This is a genomic window from Asticcacaulis sp. P2_C5 (assembly GCF_056404555.1).
Genome location: NZ_JBFUDU010000001.1, coordinates 220,984 through 239,075, shown reverse-complemented (window position 1 = coordinate 239,075; position 18,092 = coordinate 220,984). Strand labels below are relative to the sequence as shown.

Annotated in this window: 18 protein-coding genes; 11 read left to right on the top strand and 7 right to left on the bottom strand. The window is 63.6% G+C overall.

The window, feature by feature from the left end; genetic code table 11:
* Positions 1-68 precede the first annotated feature (68 nt).
* From AC1DXO_RS00965 to AC1DXO_RS00955, 3 genes are all read right to left on the bottom strand, one after another.
* Positions 69-1,055 (bottom strand): FecR family protein, encoded by a 987-nt coding sequence (locus AC1DXO_RS00965; RefSeq protein ID WP_476976207.1) that lies wholly within the window; start codon positions 1,053-1,055, stop codon positions 69-71.
* Positions 1,049-1,528: an RNA polymerase sigma factor gene (locus tag AC1DXO_RS00960; RefSeq protein WP_476976206.1), complete on the bottom strand. Its 480-nt coding sequence runs from the start codon at positions 1,526-1,528 to the stop codon at positions 1,049-1,051. The genes AC1DXO_RS00965 and AC1DXO_RS00960 overlap by 7 nt, the downstream gene beginning before the upstream one ends.
* Positions 1,529-1,723: 195 nt before the next feature.
* Positions 1,724-2,224, bottom strand: a complete 501-nt coding sequence (locus AC1DXO_RS00955) for a response regulator (protein WP_476976205.1) — start codon at positions 2,222-2,224, stop codon at positions 1,724-1,726.
* A gap of 269 nt (positions 2,225-2,493) precedes the next feature.
* On the opposite strand from AC1DXO_RS00955, the gene AC1DXO_RS00950 reads away from it, so the two are divergent.
* Complete coding sequence (locus AC1DXO_RS00950) at positions 2,494-2,955, top strand: hypothetical protein (RefSeq protein WP_476976204.1); 462 nt, start codon at positions 2,494-2,496, stop codon at positions 2,953-2,955.
* Positions 2,956-3,003: 48 nt separating this feature from the next.
* Here the strand turns inward: AC1DXO_RS00950 and AC1DXO_RS00945 are convergent, their stop codons facing one another.
* The 3 genes from AC1DXO_RS00945 to AC1DXO_RS00935 form a co-directional block, all read right to left on the bottom strand.
* Positions 3,004-4,734: a tannase/feruloyl esterase family alpha/beta hydrolase gene (locus tag AC1DXO_RS00945; RefSeq protein WP_476976203.1), complete on the bottom strand. Its 1,731-nt coding sequence runs from the start codon at positions 4,732-4,734 to the stop codon at positions 3,004-3,006.
* Between the two features lie 147 nt (positions 4,735-4,881).
* Entirely contained in the window at positions 4,882-7,275 is a 2,394-nt protein-coding gene (locus AC1DXO_RS00940) for a serine/threonine-protein kinase (protein ID WP_476976202.1), read from the bottom strand.
* Complete coding sequence (locus AC1DXO_RS00935) at positions 7,268-7,828, bottom strand: ECF-type sigma factor (RefSeq protein ID WP_476976201.1); 561 nt, start codon at positions 7,826-7,828, stop codon at positions 7,268-7,270. The genes AC1DXO_RS00940 and AC1DXO_RS00935 overlap by 8 nt, the downstream gene beginning before the upstream one ends.
* Positions 7,829-8,004: 176 nt before the next feature.
* On the opposite strand from AC1DXO_RS00935, the gene AC1DXO_RS00930 reads away from it, so the two are divergent.
* The 10 genes from AC1DXO_RS00930 to AC1DXO_RS00885 all read left to right on the top strand — a co-directional run bounded on the left by AC1DXO_RS00930 (position 8,005) and on the right by AC1DXO_RS00885 (position 16,271).
* Positions 8,005-8,805, top strand: coding sequence for a papain-like cysteine protease family protein (locus tag AC1DXO_RS00930; protein ID WP_476976200.1), 801 nt, complete (start codon positions 8,005-8,007; stop codon positions 8,803-8,805).
* Positions 8,806-8,813: 8 nt separating this feature from the next.
* A complete protein-coding gene (locus AC1DXO_RS00925) occupies positions 8,814-9,701 on the top strand; it encodes an SHOCT domain-containing protein (RefSeq protein WP_476976199.1) in 888 nt (295 codons plus the stop codon).
* Positions 9,702-9,706: 5 nt separating this feature from the next.
* Positions 9,707-10,276 carry a hypothetical protein gene (locus tag AC1DXO_RS00920; protein ID WP_476976198.1) on the top strand — a complete coding sequence of 190 codons (570 nt, stop codon included), beginning with the start codon at positions 9,707-9,709 and terminating at the stop codon, positions 10,274-10,276.
* Between the two features lie 2 nt (positions 10,277-10,278).
* Positions 10,279-10,743, top strand: a complete 465-nt coding sequence (locus tag AC1DXO_RS00915; RefSeq protein WP_476976197.1) for a hypothetical protein — start codon at positions 10,279-10,281, stop codon at positions 10,741-10,743.
* Positions 10,744-10,832: 89 nt separating this feature from the next.
* On the top strand, positions 10,833-12,230 hold the full coding sequence (locus AC1DXO_RS00910; protein ID WP_476976196.1) for a M48 family metallopeptidase: 1,398 nt from the start codon (positions 10,833-10,835) through the stop codon (positions 12,228-12,230).
* A 16-nt stretch (positions 12,231-12,246) separates the two neighbouring features.
* Positions 12,247-12,645: a hypothetical protein gene (locus tag AC1DXO_RS00905; protein ID WP_476976195.1), complete on the top strand. Its 399-nt coding sequence runs from the start codon at positions 12,247-12,249 to the stop codon at positions 12,643-12,645.
* Complete coding sequence (locus AC1DXO_RS00900) at positions 12,614-13,009, top strand: hypothetical protein (protein ID WP_476976194.1); 396 nt, start codon at positions 12,614-12,616, stop codon at positions 13,007-13,009. Before AC1DXO_RS00905 ends, AC1DXO_RS00900 begins: the two co-directional genes overlap by 32 nt.
* Positions 13,010-13,105: 96 nt before the next feature.
* Positions 13,106-13,651, top strand: a complete 546-nt coding sequence (locus AC1DXO_RS00895) for a hypothetical protein (protein WP_476976193.1) — start codon at positions 13,106-13,108, stop codon at positions 13,649-13,651.
* 22 nt (positions 13,652-13,673) lie between these two features.
* Entirely contained in the window at positions 13,674-14,315 is a 642-nt protein-coding gene (locus tag AC1DXO_RS00890) for a hypothetical protein (RefSeq protein ID WP_476976192.1), read from the top strand.
* Positions 14,316-14,603: 288 nt separating this feature from the next.
* Positions 14,604-16,271: an alpha-L-rhamnosidase-related protein gene (locus tag AC1DXO_RS00885; protein ID WP_476976191.1), complete on the top strand. Its 1,668-nt coding sequence runs from the start codon at positions 14,604-14,606 to the stop codon at positions 16,269-16,271.
* A gap of 1 nt (position 16,272) precedes the next feature.
* On the opposite strand, the gene AC1DXO_RS00880 is transcribed toward AC1DXO_RS00885, so the two are convergent.
* On the bottom strand, positions 16,273-17,811 hold the full coding sequence (locus AC1DXO_RS00880; protein WP_476976190.1) for a tryptophan halogenase family protein: 1,539 nt from the start codon (positions 17,809-17,811) through the stop codon (positions 16,273-16,275).
* Positions 17,812-18,092: the final 281 nt, after the last annotated feature.

Sequence of the window (18,092 nt, the reverse complement as noted above, 5' to 3'; positions counted from 1 at the left end):
CCCTTGAAAATGAGACGGATCAGCCTCCCAAATCCGACAATAATTTTAGCTCAAACGCCACCAAAGCCTCACCGCGACAGGACAATGGTTCCACCCGAACGGCGGGCATGCAACCGGTTCATCTGCGCGACGGCGACAGCGAATTCCGCCGCGTCGTTGGTTTCGAAAACGCCCGACACACGCAAGGCCGCCACCTCAGGATCCGCGACGACGATCTTGACCTGTCCATAGCGATTCAATTCGCCTGCAGCCTCGCGAAGGGTAATGTTGGAGAATATGACCTCGCCATGCCGCCAGGCCGTGACGGCATCGACGACCGGACGGTCCAGGGCGGGCTGGCCGTCCTCCCCCAGGGTCAGGCGCTCGCCGGGCGACAGGATGGCCAGGCTGACCAGGTGGCCGCCCGCGCCATCTTCCATTTTGCGCGACACCTCGACCTTGCCACGGATAAGGGTGACAGCGACCTGGTTGGGATTGCGCCGCACCAGGAAGGACGTGCCCAGGGCCCGGACCTGATCCTTGCCCACCGTGACGATAAAGGGGTGAGCCGGATCATGTTTGACGTCGAATAGTGCTTCGCCACGGTCCAGCGCCACACGGCGCGTCTTCCGGTCATAGGCAACCGTAATCCGGCTGTCAGTGTTCAGCGAGACGCGGGTGCCGTCACGCAGGGTGGTCACCTGCTGTTCACCCGGCAAGGTCTCGTAGACTGTTGGCCGCGTAACCCACAGGGCGCCGGCCGCCATGATGGCGGCGACAGACATGGCAGCGACGGCGGCAAAGGCGCGACGCCCTTGCGGACGGCCGGCCCGATCCATGCGGGCTGACCGATCATCATTCGCCGCTGTCGCGACTCGGACAGCGGCAGCGCCAGGGAGCATTTCCCAGATATCAGTGGCCCGTTCGAACGCCGCCTCGTGGGAGGCATCGGTCTGCAGCCAGGCGCGGAAGGCGGCTTCGGTCTCGGGCGAGCGTTCATCCGCCTGAAGTCGGGCCAGCCACGCCGCAGCTTCCGCCTCGGCCCGTACCTGCTCAACTGTCTCACGCCTCACCATCCGTCCATCCACTTCATCAGTTCGAGGGTTGCCCGGGCCACCTGTTTTTCCACGGCAGCGACGGTCATGCCCTCAGCATGCGCTATAGCCTTGAAACTCGTCCCGTCCAGCCGCCGGCTGAGCAGAATGCGGCGCGTCTTGTCCGGCAGCTGGTCCAGCCCCTCCGCCGCCCGCCGTAGCCGCGCCTGGGCCCGGATGATCTCGTCCGGCGGCGGCGTGTTGTCGGCGACGGCAAGCACGCCGTCGGCCATGTCGACGAACGGTGAGTCCCGACGCCGCCTGGCCCGATCCAGCGACAGATTGACCGCCGCCGTGACCAGCAACGCCTCGCGTGAACGTACAGCCTGATTGCGCTCATAGGCCTCGACGCGCAGGAAAGCGTCCTGAACCAGGTCGTCAGCATCCTGCACAAGGACGCCGCGCCGCAACAACGCGCGGCGAGCCTTTTCGAGCATTCCCTGTAATGTCGGCATCCGCCTGTTCCCGGTCCTGCCTATAAGACGTACGCAAAGGCAAAACCTGACAGGTTCGGTTGAATATCGCGTGAATATTATGACAACCCACCCGCAGCCTCAATGTGGTGCCCCGCCTCGGAGGGATCAAAGGCTCAATATCGGGCGCCCTTGGACAGGACCTGTGAAATGTCTCTGCGCGTTTTTCGATACCGCCTAAAACGTGCTGCGTCGGCGATCCGGGACGTTCGCCATATCCATCTCATCAGGCCTCGGCAGTGTCTGCATAAGCCCAAACCAGTAGTCCTCGATGACCTGGGCCAGATTGTCGTAATCATCGAGCGAGATGGGTTTGACAACGAAACCATTTGCATAGGCCTGGTAGGCGGACGCCAGATCACGCTCGGCATTCGAGCTGCTCAGGACAACGACCGGGATATTTCGCAAGGCCTCATCCGCCTTTACCCGCGCCAGGAACTCGAGCCCGTGCATTTTCGGCAGGTTGAGGTCCAGCAGGATGATATCCGGCAAGGCCTTGCCGGCAAACTCATCCTGCCGCCGCAACATTTTAAGACCCAGTTCGGCGGATGACTCGACGGTTATATGGGCGGGCATACTGGCATGACGGAAGGCCAGTTTCATCAGGGTCGCGTCTCCCGAATTGTCCTCGACAAGGAGGACCTGCGGGAGGTTTGTACGTTCGGCAATGGTAGACATCGGCATCCGCTCCGTTCGCGAAAATGTACATCAACTGCGTAATATGGATAAGTGTATGGCGGTAAAGTAATCTTTATTCGATACGATTGCGTCGATATGTGTTGGCTTCGGACCTGATCGGCATGCGATCTCGCCATCGCCCGCACCCGGCCCCGTCGATGCGGTCCTTGCCTTCGACCTCATCACCTTCTACGGTGACAGGCCGGGCGCTTCACACCGACATCAGGGATCACACCGCTCCCGGCCGCGCCACCCCTTCAGGATTCCCGATGACAACGACACTGGCCGACATGTTCGCGGCGGCGCAAGCCTGGCGCATCGATTGGGAAGACGAACCCCTTTACGCTTTTTATGAAATCCCCGCCCCCGCCGCCCTGACCCTGCAGCTTTTGAAGTCCGCTTCGTCACCCGTTCAGGGCCTGGCGCTTAAGACCTTTGGCGGCACTTTCGTGATCAATGACGTCGAAGCCGCCCAGATGCTGATCTGGGCTGACACGGCCCCCGAGGCGGTGCAGGTCCGGTTCAAGCCCGCACCGCGCCGCAAGCTGACCCTGAAGGTCTGGAACATCTGGCGCAGCCAGATCGCCGGCGCCGATGTTACCCAGGCCTGGCTGGGCAATGCCGGCATGCGCGTCGCGGAGACGGATCACGAGCTCTTCCTGCGCTGCAGCGACGGCGAAGGCGCCGTCGACTTCACCGCCCTCGAAGCCCGCCTGACCATCCCCGCCTGATCACCACACGGTCTACCGGCTGAACTTGCGAAGCGGCGCCGTGTCCAATCAGGTGCAGACGAAGCTGGTGAGTTTTTCCGCATCGCCCTTGCCGTCGTAGCGCGCAATCTTCGGATAGGCGCAGATCGGGCGCTGGCGCCCGGGCCATGGCATGGCAGGTGAGGCGGTTCCAACGAGATAGTCGGGCGCTGTTCCCTGCTCGACCCAGGCCACCAAGGCGCTAAAAGCGTCATAGCCGTCCGTCGCCTGCCCGCCGCCGCAATGGCAAAGGCCCGGGACCGGGAATACCCGGACGAAGCTCGCGGCCGCGCCGTTGTTCAGCGCATCGACCTGGCCATACCAGTCCAGCGTATCCTTGAGCGAAAAGACAGGGTCGGAATCGCCGTGTGGTACGATCATCTTGCCGCCGCGCTTGCGAAAGGCCGACAGATCCGGTGACCGCGCGCTGATGTCATCCCAGGCGGAATGGCTGTAAGGCGCCGCAATGGCATAGACTTTCGGCGCGTCGGTGTCGAAATCGAACCGCGTCAGATAGTCGACCATGGCCTGCGGGTTGGGCCCCAGGGCTGTCGGTGGTGTCATGAAGATCGAGGCCAGGGCCGGTCCGCCCAGAATGAGGTTGAGGGCCGGCAACTGGCCATTGCTCAAGCCGATTTTCCATAGTCTCCAGTCTTCGCCGGCGATGCCGGCCGGCCAGAACCAGCCGGCATAAAGCGCATGTCCGGCGCTGTCCCTTGGGCCCTTATGCGAGTCTATCAGGGCCGTGACCTGGTCCTTCGACAGACAGGTGGCGGTCTTGACGTCGTCGCATACCAGCGCCTGCAACCGGGGCAGGACTGCTTCGTCGGTGCAGGCCGGATAGTCCGCCACGATGCCGTCCTTCAGGCCGTCCTTGTCGTCGCAGGCGTCGAGAATGGCGTTGCGGACCAGATCGAGATCGGAAGACGAGAAGGCGCCGGACAGGGCCGTGAAGCTGAAGCCTTCGGAACCCGGTACCCTGACCAGCTTGCCGAAGGCCTGAACGTCCCAGGCTTCTGCAACGGCGGCGCGCGGCAGGGCAAAGCCCGGAGCCGCCGCGACAATTCCGTCAAATTCGTCAGGATAGTCCTGGGCGAAGACCATGCCCTCCTGGCCGCCTTTGGAACAGCCCAGGAAATAGCTGTATTGCGCGGCCTGGCCGTAGAAGGCTTTGATCACGTCTTTGGCCGCGTCGGCGACCGCCTTCAGGGAGGTGCGTCCGTAATCCCGCCGCGCCTGGGGATCGAAACCAAAGGCCGCCTGACCGTTTTTCGCGGGATCGCTGTTGGTCGCGTTGTCGTGTCCGGCATCCTGACTGACGACGGCGAAACCCAGGTTAATGGCCGGCTGTCCTCCCGGCAACACGCCAAGCGCATTGCCGACGTCACCGTCGGTGCCGCCGCCGCCCTGGAACAGGAAGCGATGGTTCCAGTTAACCGGCAGGCGCATATGGAAATGTATGGCATAGGCCTGACCGTCGATCCCCTTGCGTTCCTGCAAGACCCCGGTCACGTCACAGTGCGCCGGCAGGTTGACGGGTATGCTCACACCGGGCCCGGCTGCGACGCTGAAAGGTGTACCCTCCGCAACCGCGACGCTTGAAACCAGGCGGACACTATGATCTTCGAAAGCGATCGCCTGGCCGGCAAAGGACGCGCATATGGCCGAAGAAGAGGCCTGGGCGAGCGCCCCGGTAGCGATGGCCAGGCTCGTCGCCAAACCGATGGCGGCGACCGCGATGTAGCGATGTCGATGTCTCATGAGGTCTCCCTGTCCTATTGGACGCGATAAACCGAACATGCACGGTCGGCCTGGCAATATATTTGTTATGAAACATAATCAAAGCCCAGATTGATGCGCTTGTCAATTTCAGTCTTTACCCGTTCCAGGCTGGACGTGCTCGAACCGTCACACATCATCCCCCAAGCCGTCATGCGGCGGGTGGCATGCCCTGGCCAGGAAGTCCTTTACCTCGGCATAGCCGTTGTCGCGGTCACTCTTCGTCAACTGGCCGCGTTTGTCGAGCAGCGCATAGCTGTCACGCGTCTGCACCCAGGCCTCGCACGCCTTGTCATAGCGGCCGGCATTATAAAAATTGCCGCCACGTGTCATCAGGGTCGCCGCCAGGCTGCGCAGGGCAAACGGCGCGTCGCCGGCCAGTTCAACACGGCGGCGCTGGACAGCGATGACTTCGTCGCTGACCTTCTCCGCTGCGTCATACTGCTTCAGGTCGGTCAGGACCTGGGCATAGACATCGCCCGTCGCCGAAACCAGTTCGAGCGCGCCGACATCGGCCGGGTCGCGCTGATGCCATTGGCTGGCCAGGCTGTAGGACTCCGAAATGGCTGCTCGAGCCTCGGCGTCGCGCATATTGGTGCGGTGGACGATGCCACTGTAGCGCAGCCCCAGGATCAGGCCACGCAAGGCCTTGGGGTTGTTGGGATCACGCCGCACGCGCTCGCGGTTGACCACGACATTCTGCGCCAGGGTGGAACGCGCCAACTCGACATTTTTCGTCTTGTGATAGGCCTCACCCAGCAGCCGCAGCGATGAACTGCGCCCGCCCAGCACGGTCAGGTCCGACTGCAGTTCCGGCCTCAGGCTCTTGTAGAAGGCGTCGGCGCGCTGCAGCACGTCGCGCGCCTTGACGTAATCGTCGTCCCATGCCCAGGAATCGCCCTCGGCCTGGATCGCCTGGATATAGGTATTGGCCAGTTTCGGATGGGTTGCCGCCCGGTCCTTCAGGATCGCCTCGGCGGCAATCGCCTGGGCGCGGGCCTTGGCCGGATCGCTGTCATTATAGAGATTATTGCCCGACTGTTCGACCAGAAGCCCGGCATAGGCCGCGGCCGCATCGGCATTGCCCGGGTTCTCGTCATGGACGGCCTTCAGCACCGCCTCGCCGCGGTTGAGCAGGGCCGTGGCGTCCTTGTACCGGCCCAGCGTGCCCTCCTGGCCACCGCCCACCACCTGTGACAAACGGATAAAGCCCTTGCCGGCTTCGATGCGGACATCGACCGGCGCCTTGCGGTCGTCGGCCAGTTTTTCGAGGTAGTCGACGCCGGTCCTGGCCAGGATTTCGCGCGCCTTTGTCGCGCCCTGGACCTTGCTGACCTCGTCATAGACGTCGAATAACAGGGTCGTGGCGATGGCGCGCGTCTCGGTGAAGCGCCGTTCCGCCTCGGCGCGCGCCAGTTCCGCGCGATGATTGGCCATCAGGACCAGGCCGAAGGCGACGATGACGGCGACGCCCGCGGCGCAGGCCGCACCGACGGCATAGCGGTTGCGGCGGACGAATTTGGCGAAGACATAGGCGCGACCGCCGCCGAAGGCAGACACCGGCCGGCCGGCGCGCCACGCCGCGACGTCGCTGCGCAGGGCGTCGACCGTTGGGTAGCGCTCGGCCGCCGCATGGGCGGTGGCGCGGGTCACAATAGCTTCCAGTTCGGGTTGCTTGTCTTCGGCATCCTCGATCAGCTTGTCGAGCAGCCGGCCCAGGGAATAGATATCGGCCGCGGTGGTGACTTCCGTACTGGTCAGCCGTTCCGGCGCCGCATAGCCTGGCGTAAGGCTAAGGCTGGCCGTGGCGCGGGAATGGCCGCCCGAGCCCAGTTCGTCGGCCGGGCGGGCAATACCGAAGTCGATCAACTTGACCACGCCGTCGCGGGTGACCAGGATATTGGACGGCGTCAGGTCGCGATGGACGATCAGGTGACCATGGGCAAAGGCGACGGCGCGGCACATGTCCTCGAACACGCCCAGACGGCGGTCCAGCGGTGCGGCGTGTTCGGCTACCCACTGCAACAGCGGCACACCGTCGACATATTCCATGACGATAAAGGGCGAGCCGTCGGGCATGGCGCCGCCATCGTAAAGCTGGGCGATGTGGGGATGGGCCAGTTGCGCCAGCATCTGGCGTTCACGTTCGAACCGCCCGACCAGGGATTGCGACAACAGGCCCCGCTTGACGATCTTGACCGCGACGACGTGGGTGAAGTCGCCGGTCATGCGTTCGCCGCGATAGACCGAACCCATGCCGCCGCGCCCGATCAGGCCGGTCAGGCGATAGGCGCCGATATGGTCGGGCTCGTCCTCGGGTTCTACGCTTTCGACGGCCGCCCCGGTTTTCAGGCTGATCAGCGAATCCGCCTGGGCCAGGGCCAGCAGGCGGTCGCGCAGGCGCGGCCGGTCAAGGGTCTGGGCTTCGATCCAGGCGGCACGCTCCGTGTCTTCGATATCGAGCAGCTGTTCAAAAAGTACCAGGGCTTCGCGCTCGACCTCCAGGGACGAGGGCTCAGGCATGGTCCACCGGATTCATCAGCGCGTCGGTCAGCCAGGCGCGCGCCGTGGCCCAGCGCCGCTTGACCGTGGCTTCCGAAAGGCCGCTTACCACCGCTATGTCTTCTATCGTCATTCCGCCGAAATATCGCATTTCCACCAGTTCCATCAGGGCGGGATCTATGCCCTTCAGACGTATTAGCGCGGTTTCGAGCGAATTCAGGTCAAGGCGTTGTTCGCCTTCGATGCGGGTGGTCAGTTCGACCTTGTGGTGGTGGCGTTTGTCGCTTTGTTTCTGGCGGGCATAGTCGATCAGGATGTTGCGCATCATGCGCGAGGCCAGGGCGATCAGGTGGGCGCGGTCGGTGACGTCGATCCGTTCGACCTGCATCAGGCGCAGAACCACATCGTTGATCAGGTCACCGGTCGACAGGGACGAGGCATATTCCTTGCGCAGGCGGGCGGCGGCGATCTGGCTGAGTTCGGGATAGAGACGGCTCAGCAGCTGGTCGCGGGCCTGCGGCTGGCCTTCGCGCCACCGTCCCATCAATACGAGCGTCTGCGGTTCTTCCGGCATGTCACCGTCCCTGCGGCGTCGAACTCTGTCGTTGCGTATTGATTTACATCACGTTTCCCCGCTTTTGTCGAAGAAAAAGCGAGCCTCACTCGGTCTGTCGCGCATCCATCAAAAGAAATTTGATCTGCCCATGATCCGTTTTGCGCCACCGCCACGCTGATCCTGTTGAAGCGGTTATGTCCGACCGCAGCTACGGCGGGGTCGATATGTCCATATTTCCCAAATCCGGTTTCAGCCTCATGGGCGGTCACCCCGCGCTTGGGCCATGGCGTTATCTGGTGATCGCTGCCCTGCCCCTGTGCCTGTCCTTGGCGCAACAGGCCGCGTTCAATGCCCAGATGGAGGACATGCGCGACCAGATCATGCAGCCGATGCAGCAGATGATGACGCCCGAAATGACGGATCCGGAGTCGCGCCTGACGCCGCAAGACCCTGAAACCCAGTTCGCCCAGACCGACGGCGGCATTCCCTACGGCATGGCCCCGGTCGACCTGCCGATCGAGAATATCAGCCAGGAGACCAAGGTGTGGTGCTGGGCCGCCGTGTCGCAGCAGATCATCGCCGCCAGCCGCGGCAAGGCGCAGACGCCATCGCAATGCGCCCTGGTCGCAACCGCCAACGAGGCGCCGGCCGAGATCTGTTGCGTTCAGCAGGATCCGCGCTGCGTCACCACCGGCTCGCTGCAGCAGGTCCAGCGTCTGGTTCAGCAGTTCGGCGGACGGACCTCTTCCTATGCCGCGCCGACCGACGCCATGACCCTGTACCGCACGCTGAAACAGGGCCACGCAGTGGTAATCGGCATCGAAGCCGGTGGCGGCATGGGCCATGTCGTCGTGGCGCGCGGCATGTCGTTCCAGCAGACACCGCAAGGTCCCATTGCCCTGGTCCATATCAACGACCCCATGGCCCAATTCACCCAGCCCGTGCCCTTCGACCAGGTCGCCGCCGTCTGGCGCCAGGCCATCATCATCAACTGAGAGCCGCCATGAACCAGATCAACCCGGACACCACACCGCAATCCCTATGCAGCAATCCAGCCTGCGGCGCCGCCAACCGCGCCGGCACCCGCTTCTGCGCCAGCTGCGGCACCGCCCTTTCCGCGGCCCAGGCGGCCACGCCCGCCCAGCCGGCCTATATCCCGCCGCCGCAGCCGCCGCGCTTTAACAGTTCGAGCGGCCTGCAGCCGCTGGCGACGGATAAGGCGGCCGATGTCCAGATGGCGCCGGAATGGGCCTTCCATCATGTCGTCCAGGCGCTACAGGCGATGCAGGGCCAGATCGACAGCCAGACCCCGCCTCACGGCCTGACCGCCACCTTGAACAAAAAAAGCATCGGCAATCCGATCTGCTTTCGTTGCCAGGTAAGCGTGAAGCCAACGGGCCCAACCAGCAGCCGCATCGTCTACGGCATCAAGGTCGACTGGAATTCGACCTTCCTGATGCTCGGCATACTGGTCGCCGCCGGCGCGTTCAACATCCTGTTCCTGACCATGTCGATCGGGCCGTTAGCGCCGCTCCTATCGGTGGTCGCGATAGGCTGGGCCGCCTACGACTACGCCATCGGCATGCCCAATCGCCTGGCGGCGGACCTGCAAAAACGACTTCTGACTCCGGCGACGCCGGCTGCGCTCCCGCCCGTCCAACAGCCAGCCCCGCAAGCTGCACCCTCCAATGTCACGCCCCTGCCGACCGCCGCGGCCCCATCCTTCACGCCTCAGGTGTTTACGCCCGCGCCTGACCCGGTTCCCGCCCAGCCCTCGGACAGCGACGATATCGTGGCGCGAATCGAAAAGCTGGCAGCGCTGAAGGACAAGGGCCTGATCAGCGAGGCCGAGTTCGACAAGCGCCGCGCTGAACTGCTTGATCGCCTGTAACCGTCATGTCAGATCGGTTCGACAGCTACTGGAAGACGGTGATCGCCGAGGTTGAGGCTGATCCTGCCCGAACCAAGGCCTGCGTCGAGCAGGCGGCCCTGGCCTGCGGCTTCCGGCGCCACGACGAGGAATCCTGGCAGCGTACCGGCTGGTTCCTGTGGCTGCCGACGATCCAGGAATGGCGCATCGCCGTCACCGAAACCGGATCCGCAAGCGAGGTTTCGATCCGCTTCGGCATGCGTTTCGGCTGGCTCTACTACGTCATGCTCATTGCCAGTTGCGCCGCTGGTCTGGCCATCTGTCTGCAAATCGAAGCCTTCCCTGATCTGACCGGTCTGCTGGTTACTCTGATGGCCGTATTCTACGCCGCCCCGCTGATCCACGCCCTGACGGCCCGCTTCCAGGCCACCCTGCTGGAACGCCGGCTGTGGCGGGCCGTGGCGCCGCTCGGGCCGTGGCGGTCGTCATGCATCATTATCCGCACGCTCAACCGGGCCTATGGCGTCGATCGGGTCGTCGAAAACCGCGATCTGGCCGCACCCTTTCGTACGCCCGCCACCGTGAGGAAATCCTGACCATGTCCGACGGCAGCGTATACTGGAAAGCGACCCGGACCGAAAGCGATGCGCCGCGTGATGTCGCCGCTGCCCGAACTGCGCAGGCCCTGGAAAGCCTGGACTTCCGCAACCTGTCCGGGGGTCACGCAGACAGACCGTCACGTCTGATGGCCCTGCCCGTCCTGCACGACTGGACGGTCACGATTTCGGGTAACGGCAAGGGCGGCTCGATCATCGAGGTCCGTCACGGCCTGCGCGCCACCGCCGCGACCTGGTGGTGTCTGGCGGCCGCGATCGGGTTGATGGTCGCCCTGATCGTCGCCGGTCCCTTTACCGACCTCGGCGCGGCCGCTGTACTGTGCCTGCTGGGTGTGGCCGTCATCGACCTCAAACTCACCCAGATGCGGCTGTCATCCGCCTTTGGCCGCGCGATTGCCGCCTGGGCCAGCGCCCCTGTCACCACATCCGTCAGCGAGGTCGCATGACCGGCGCCCCCTCACCCTCTTCCGCTCGTTTCTGCAGCCACTGCGGCCATTCCATCCTGGCCGGAGAACGCTTTTGCGGTGGATGCGGCGTGGCCACTGACGCCGCGTCCCCGGTTGCGCCAAACTATGCCGCACCCGCCTACGTCGCACCATTCCAGGTCCACCGTTGCCAGGCCTGCGGCGACGGCTCACGGCTGCCGGCTCAGCAAGACTATTGCGCGCACTGCCGCTGGCTGCGACCGCTCGGGTCCGACTATCATCTGCCGATCGACTATGTCATGTGGGACATGGATGCAGCCGCCATGCGTGCCCTGCGCAATTCCGGCCCGGTCAATGCCGCCGCCCAGGCCGTGTCGCAACGCTTCGGCCGACCCATGCTGGAGGCCGCCGTCAACGGCATCCGCCTCGGCCCCGACCAGATGCCGGAGATCTTCAACCAGGGCATACTGGCGGCGCGCATATTGGGCCTCAACCACATGCCGGAAATCTACGTGTCCGGCGAGCAGATGTGGGATTGCACGACGCTCGGCGACGAAAACGGCGCCTTTATCGTCCTGGGCTCGGTCCTGCTCAATTTCGGCGAGAGCGAGATTCTCTACCTGCTCGGCCGTGAGATGGGCCACGTCGCCGCCGGTCACGCCCTGTGGAACACGGTGTCGCGCTTCATGAGCGGCCACAGTTCCCAGCGCACCATCATGGGCGACGGGGTCATGCAATTCATCAACCCGGCCAAGATCGTCGAAAGCGCCATCGACGCGCCGCTAATGGCGTGGTCGCGCCAGTCGCAGATCACCGCCGACCGCGCCGGGGCCCTGGTCGTCGGCAGCGCCGATATCGTCCGCCGCGTCACCGTCCAGTGGACGATGAAGTCCTTTCCGGTGATCAAGCGGCTGAACATGGAGGCGTTGGAACGCCAGGTCGCCGACAGCCTGGGGGGAGCCCGCCAGATCGCCGAAATCGCCCTGGGCAACCAGCCCTTCCTCGGCCGCCGCCTGCACCTCCAGGCCGAATTCGCCGCCACAAGCGACTTTCAGGCCTGGCGCCGCGTTATCGAACACTGGATCGAGGCCGGGAAACCCAAACCCGTTCCCGCGCCTATTACGGACACGCCGCCAATCAATGACAACCTCTGCCGGCTGACCTGTATCGCCTGCGCCGAGCCGCTGCGTTTCGACCGCACGCGCTTTCCCAACGAGACCGACGCGATCAAGGTGCGCTGCCCCAATCCCGACTGCCGCAAGGTGCTGGAAGTCCGCCCGGCGCCGCCGAAATCGGCGCGTATCGAGCGCCTGGCGACCGAGCAGGAGGACAATTCGGTGCGCATCGAATGCGTCGCCTGCAGCCGGCCTCTGCGCGTACTGAAAGCCGCGCTGGCCGGACGCAGCGAGGCGAAGATTCGTTGCCCCAATACGGCCTGCGGTACGATTTTAAGCGTAACCCCGCCACCGTCTCCACCCGCACCACCGCCAGACACCCTGGACGACTGACCGAAGGAGCTGACCCATGCCCGATATAGATCCCAACACCATAATCGAAGCCGCCCCCGCCGACGACGTCGTGGAAGCCGACAGCTTCACGCACTCGACCTTCGGCGACATTGCGCGCCACGCCCAGGACGTTGTCCAGCACAGCGGCATCGATTTCGGGCCCGCACCCAACCTGCCGCCCCAGGTCGAGGCGGCCGGCGCGCAAATGGCGAACCCTCTGCACGACCTGGCCGGTCGCGTGTCGGACATGGTCCATAATGTCCATGACGCCGTGGTTGAAGCCTCCGCCGACGACGTCCATGACGCTGGTACGGATACGGCCCCAGACCACGCCACTGACCATGTCGACGATCATACGTCGGTTCACACGCCGGATCATGTCGATGACCATGTCTCCGACACCACCGACAGCTGAGGTGGTCATCGACGGCGCGTCCGACGACGTCGTCGAAGCCGAGGGACTGACAGGCGACGGCCGCGACGAGGGGCGCGGCCGATCGTCCGTCATCGCTCAAACGATCCAGGCGGCGGCTTCCAGCTCGGCCCAGACAACCGCCCAAAGCACAGCCACCACCACCGCCGAGCCCGATCACGGCACGACACATGGCACGTCATCGGCCGACGCGGTAACGCACGACGAATCGCCGCCGGCCAAGGCGGCGGATGAGGCTCCGCTCAATCCTTACATGACGCACGACGACACGCCGGACACGCCCGACACATCGAGCGACAACGCGGGTGATCATGCGGCCGATGGAACGGACAGCACGCCGGAATAATTATTTTTGGGGGCGCGCGCCATTCTCCGCCAATCCCACGCTGAACATCATGAAGGCGGCATTGACCGCCGCGAACCCAGACCTGCGGAGACACCCATGCCCGAAGCCGAAGCCCTGACGGAAACCTTTCGCGTCGAAATCGCCAACCTGTCCGAAGAGGGTCGCGACGACGTCCTCGAAGCGCTCGAAGCCAATCCCGAGATGTCGCAGGACGATGCCGACGCCCTGATCGGCCGCACCGAGAAGGCCGACGAAAACCGCGAGGACTTCGAGACCCTGCAGAAGGAGCAGGACGAGGCGATGAAGGACGGCGACTGGGCCACGGCCCACGATCGCGCCGAAGCGGCCGAATATGAAATGCGCGAAGTCGAGGAACTGGGCGGCGATGCCGACAGCGAGATCCATGAGGCCGAAACCGACCAGCACGAGATCGACGAGGCCGTCGACCAGCACGACATGGCCCATCAGGCTGCCGTCGACAGCGCTGATTTCGCCGCCCATGGCATGGAAGGCGCCGCCGAGGTCTATGGCAATACCGCAGCCGACCATGCTGTCGCTTCGGTCGACAGCGCTGCAGCCGCCGCACCCAATGCAACCAACCCCGATCACGACGTCGATGGCGACGGCGTGGCGGACGCCTGACGTATACAGAGGGGATATGACCATGTCGAAATTGATGCTTCTCACCTGTGCCGCCGCCATCCTGTGCCTCAGCGCCTGTGGCCGGCCCGGCGGACCTGCCGCGCGCAACGGCCAGAACGCGCAGCAGATGGCGCAGAACGATCCCTACGCCCAGGCGCCGGCGCCCTATATGAACAATCCCGACGGACGGCAGCCGGCGGCCTGGCCAGGCGCCGTGCCGCAAAATCCCAATCCGCAAAACCCGACCTTTCAGAACCCGAACCCGCAGAATCCGCAACCGATGCAGCCTACCGGCGGGCCAACGGGGACGACGCCGGCCATCTCGGGCGCACCTCAGGGCATGACGCCTTTGCAGTCGCAGGCTGGCCATGTCTATCGCGCCAGTTTGGCGGGCAGCACGCCGGTGCCGCAGCAATCGCGTGATTTTTACATGAAGCTGATCCCGTTCTTCGACGGCCAGCCGCAGGTCATGGGCTATCTCGATGATCCGTCGGGCCGCATGGCGCAGGTCGGTTTCCAGGCGACCAAGGGCGGCGTGCCGGTCATGGGCATGCTGGTGGTGACCCAGACCCAGAACGGGGCCGTGGCGGTGGTTATGCTCGACTCGCCGGACCGCTTCCAATCGTCCTTGCAGGCGATGAACGCCGCCGCGCAGCAGCCGTAAAGATATAAACCGCAGATTTCGCTGATTAACGCAGATTTTTCACAGCCTGTTTCGCAGCGCCGGTGGGGCTGCCGACGTCTAAGGATTTCCGCGCGATCAAACTCCATCGAACCCAACTGTGCTCTGAAAAATCTGCGTCAATCGGCGAAATCTGCGGTTAAAAATATCGGCTCCGAGACGTCCAAATATTGCACAGTCTCAGCACCGGATTGCTTATATATGGCGGCAAGCCTACCCTGAATATCCGCGCCACCCCAGAAAGACGCCGATAAAAAATCAGGGACCAAGATGAACCGACGCAACCTCCTGCGCATGACCGGCAGTCTGCTGGCTTTCACCAGTCTGGGTCTCACGACCGCCCGGGCGGACGACTCGACCTCGGTCAAGACGGCGACGCAGTTCGGCCCGACCAACACCGATTTCCTGGCCAAAGCCGAGGCGTGCAAGCCGACGCTCAGTGAAACCCTTCAGGCGCCGCTCGGGCTGATCACGCCGATAGCGGACCCGACCCATCCCCTGGGCTGGCAGATCATGCCCGCCGGCGCACCCGACGCGGATGCCCTGGTCCTGCACAAGGGCGATAGCTGTATCATAGATTTTGACGGCCATCGCACCGGCCACCTGTCGTTCGACCTGCTGGGCGTCGGTCCCAATGTCGACGCTCCGGCGCGGCTGCGGCTCATCTTCGGCGAGGTGATAAGTGACGTCGCCGAGCCTCTGCATCCCTATAAGGGCTGGCTGTCGGAATCGTGGCTGCCCGAAGAGGTGGTGACGATCGACTATCTGCCGCAGTCCGTCCGTCTGCCGCGCCGCTACGCTTTTCGCTTCGTCAAGATCGAGGTCATCGATACCTCGTCGAGCTTCGGCGTCAGCTTCCGCAACGTCCAGGCCCACGCCCTGACCTCGGCGAAGGGCAGCTTGCCGCCCCTGCCCGAACGTTTTCCCGACGACCTGAAACACATGGATACCGTGGCGGCCGCGACCTTGCGCGACTGCATGCAGACGGTGTTCGAAGACGGTCCCCGCCGCGACCAGCGCCTGTGGACGGGCGATCTGCGCCTGCAGGCGCTGACCAGCTATGTCACAATGCCCAATCACGACCTGGTCAAGCGCTGCCTGTATCTGCTGGCCGCCTTTCCGCGCGCCGACGGGCTGTTGCCCGGCGACGTCTTCGAACAGCCCAAGCCGATGCGCGCGGGCGATTTCCCGCACGACTATGCCGTCTTTTTCGCCGTCACCCTGGCCGACTATGTCAAGGCGTCGGGCGATATCGAGACCGGCGTCCAGCTGTGGCCGACCGCCCTGCGCCAGATGGAGGTCCTGCGGCAATACATAGCCGCCGATGTCTTCGTCATTCCCGACGGCATCTGGGTATTTGTCGACTGGCAGCCGGCGCTCGATCACGCCGCCGCCATGCAGGCCATCTATATCTACGGCCTGAAACGTGTCGCCGAACTGGCCAAAACCCTGGGACGAACAGCCGATGTCGCGACCTATGCCGCGCGCATTGCTGCCATGGAAAAGGCCGCCCTGGCGACCTTCTACGACACGAAAGCCAAGGTCTTCGTCAGCGGCCCAAAGCGTCAGGTGTCTCTGGCCTCACAGGCGTGGATGACGATTGCCGGGGTCGGCACCAAAGCCCAGCAGGCGACGGCTTTGCGCAACGCCCTGAAGGACCCGGTCACGATCCGGCCGGGCACACCATACCTTAACCACTATGTCTGCGAGGCCCTGTTCATCGCCGGTTGCGCAGCCGAGGGGCTGGCCATGATGCGTGCCTATTGGGGCGGCATGCTGAAGGCCGGCGCCGACACCTTCTGGGAAGCCTATTCGCCGGACAATCCACGCACGGCGCCGTATAATGACTTCCACATCAACAGCTTCTGCCACGCCTGGAGTTGCACACCATCTTACCTGCTACGCGCTTACGGCAGTCAAATAGCGGGGGTGATTTAAGTCAGGCCATGACCTTCAACGGCGGCGCTTTGCAGTTTTGCGCGATATAGTCACCGTGCAGCGGCAGGCTGTTAGCGTATTCGTCGATCACCTCTTCGATGTCGCGCAGATAGCCGGCGATCTGTTCTTCCGGAATCATGTCGACCATCGGATCATACTGCGGCCGTAACCCCTGGCCCAGCAGAACCTGGACCCAGCTTTCCTCGTGGAACAGTTCGGCCGCCGAATGCTTGAAGAACCGCGCCGACGACCGGCTGAGATCGAGCCGCTGGGCCAGGCTGTCCGGCACGTCCATATGTTTCAGATAGGCCCAATAGGGCGTATCTTCGCGGTCGGTCACCTTGTAGTGGGCCACGATAAAGTCGCGGATATCGCGATATTCGAAATCGGTCTGGGCATTGTATTCGGCGATATCGCGGGCATCAAAGGCATTGCCGGGGAACAGGGCCAGCAGGCGCAGAATCCCCGTCTGGATCAGGTGGATGCTGGTCGATTCCAGCGGTTCCAAGAAGCCGCTCGACAGGCCGATGGCGACGCAGTTCTTCTCGAAGGCGCGATGGCGCTTACCAGGACGGAACTTGACCAAGCGCGGATCGGCCAGGGCCTTGCCGTCGAGATTGTTGAGCAGGATTGCCGCCGCCTCGTCATCGGCCATATGCTGGCTGGAAAAAACGTGGCCATTGCCGGTGCGGTGCTGCAGAGGAATGCGCCATTGCCAGCCGGAACCGTGCGCCGTCGAGCGCGTATAGGGAGTGAGAACGGCAGCACTTTCGCACGGCACGGCCCAGGCGCGGTCGTTGAGCAGCCAGGCGTCCCAGTCCTCGTAACCGACGCCCAGGGCATCGCCGATCAGCAGGCCGCGCATGCCCGAACAGTCGACAAACAGATCGCCGCCGACCTCGCGGCCGTCGTTCAGCGCCACCTTGTCGATAAAGCCGTCTTCGGCGCGCAGATCGACCTTGGTGATCCGGCCTTCGATGCGCTTGACCCCGCGCCCTTCGGCCTGACCGCGCAGATAGCGGGCATAGAGCGAGGCGTCGAAGTGGTAGGCATAGTCGAAATCGGCCATGGGCGGCCCTTCTCCCGGCCGGCGCGGGCGAAAGCGATTGCGCCGCGCCGCCAGGGTATTCAGCGCATAGTGATCGAAGTCCTTGAATCCGCCCTTGGGGAACATTTTCAGCCAGAATTGATGGGTGTGCAACCACATCAGGTCGCTGCCGATCTTGCCGAAGCCGTGGATATAGCTGTGATGGCCTTGGGCCGGCTTTTCGCGCCAGTTGACGAACTCGATCCCCAGCTTGAACGTGCCCTGGGTGGCTTTGAGGAACTCGGTCTCATCGAGGTCGAGAAACTGGTTGAAGACCTTGATCGCCGGGATGGTCGCCTCACCGACGCCGATGGTCCCGATCTCTTCGGACTCGACCAGATTGATCTCGAACCGGCCCAGCAGCAGCTTCGACAGCAGCGCCGCGGTCATCCATCCGGCGGTGCCGCCACCGATAATGGTCACGGTCTTGATCAACCGGTTTGTGTCGCTCATGGATGTTTCCCTTTTCCGTTGTCATAGCGCGGAAGAGGCGGAGCTGCAAACGCTTACATCGTTAGGGTGCGGGAAAGCATTTAGAAAGAATTTTGCCGCGAAAAGCGCGAAAAGCGCGAAAAAGTAAGCGACTTTCTACGCCCGAAGGGCAGTCCCCTTGCAAGCCGTCATACGATTTGAAGGCGCTGCGCGCAGAATTTTCGGCCGCACCCTTTTCGCGCTTTTCGCGCTTTTCGCGGCAAAATTCTTACATCTTCCGACCATACATCCGTGTGGCTGCG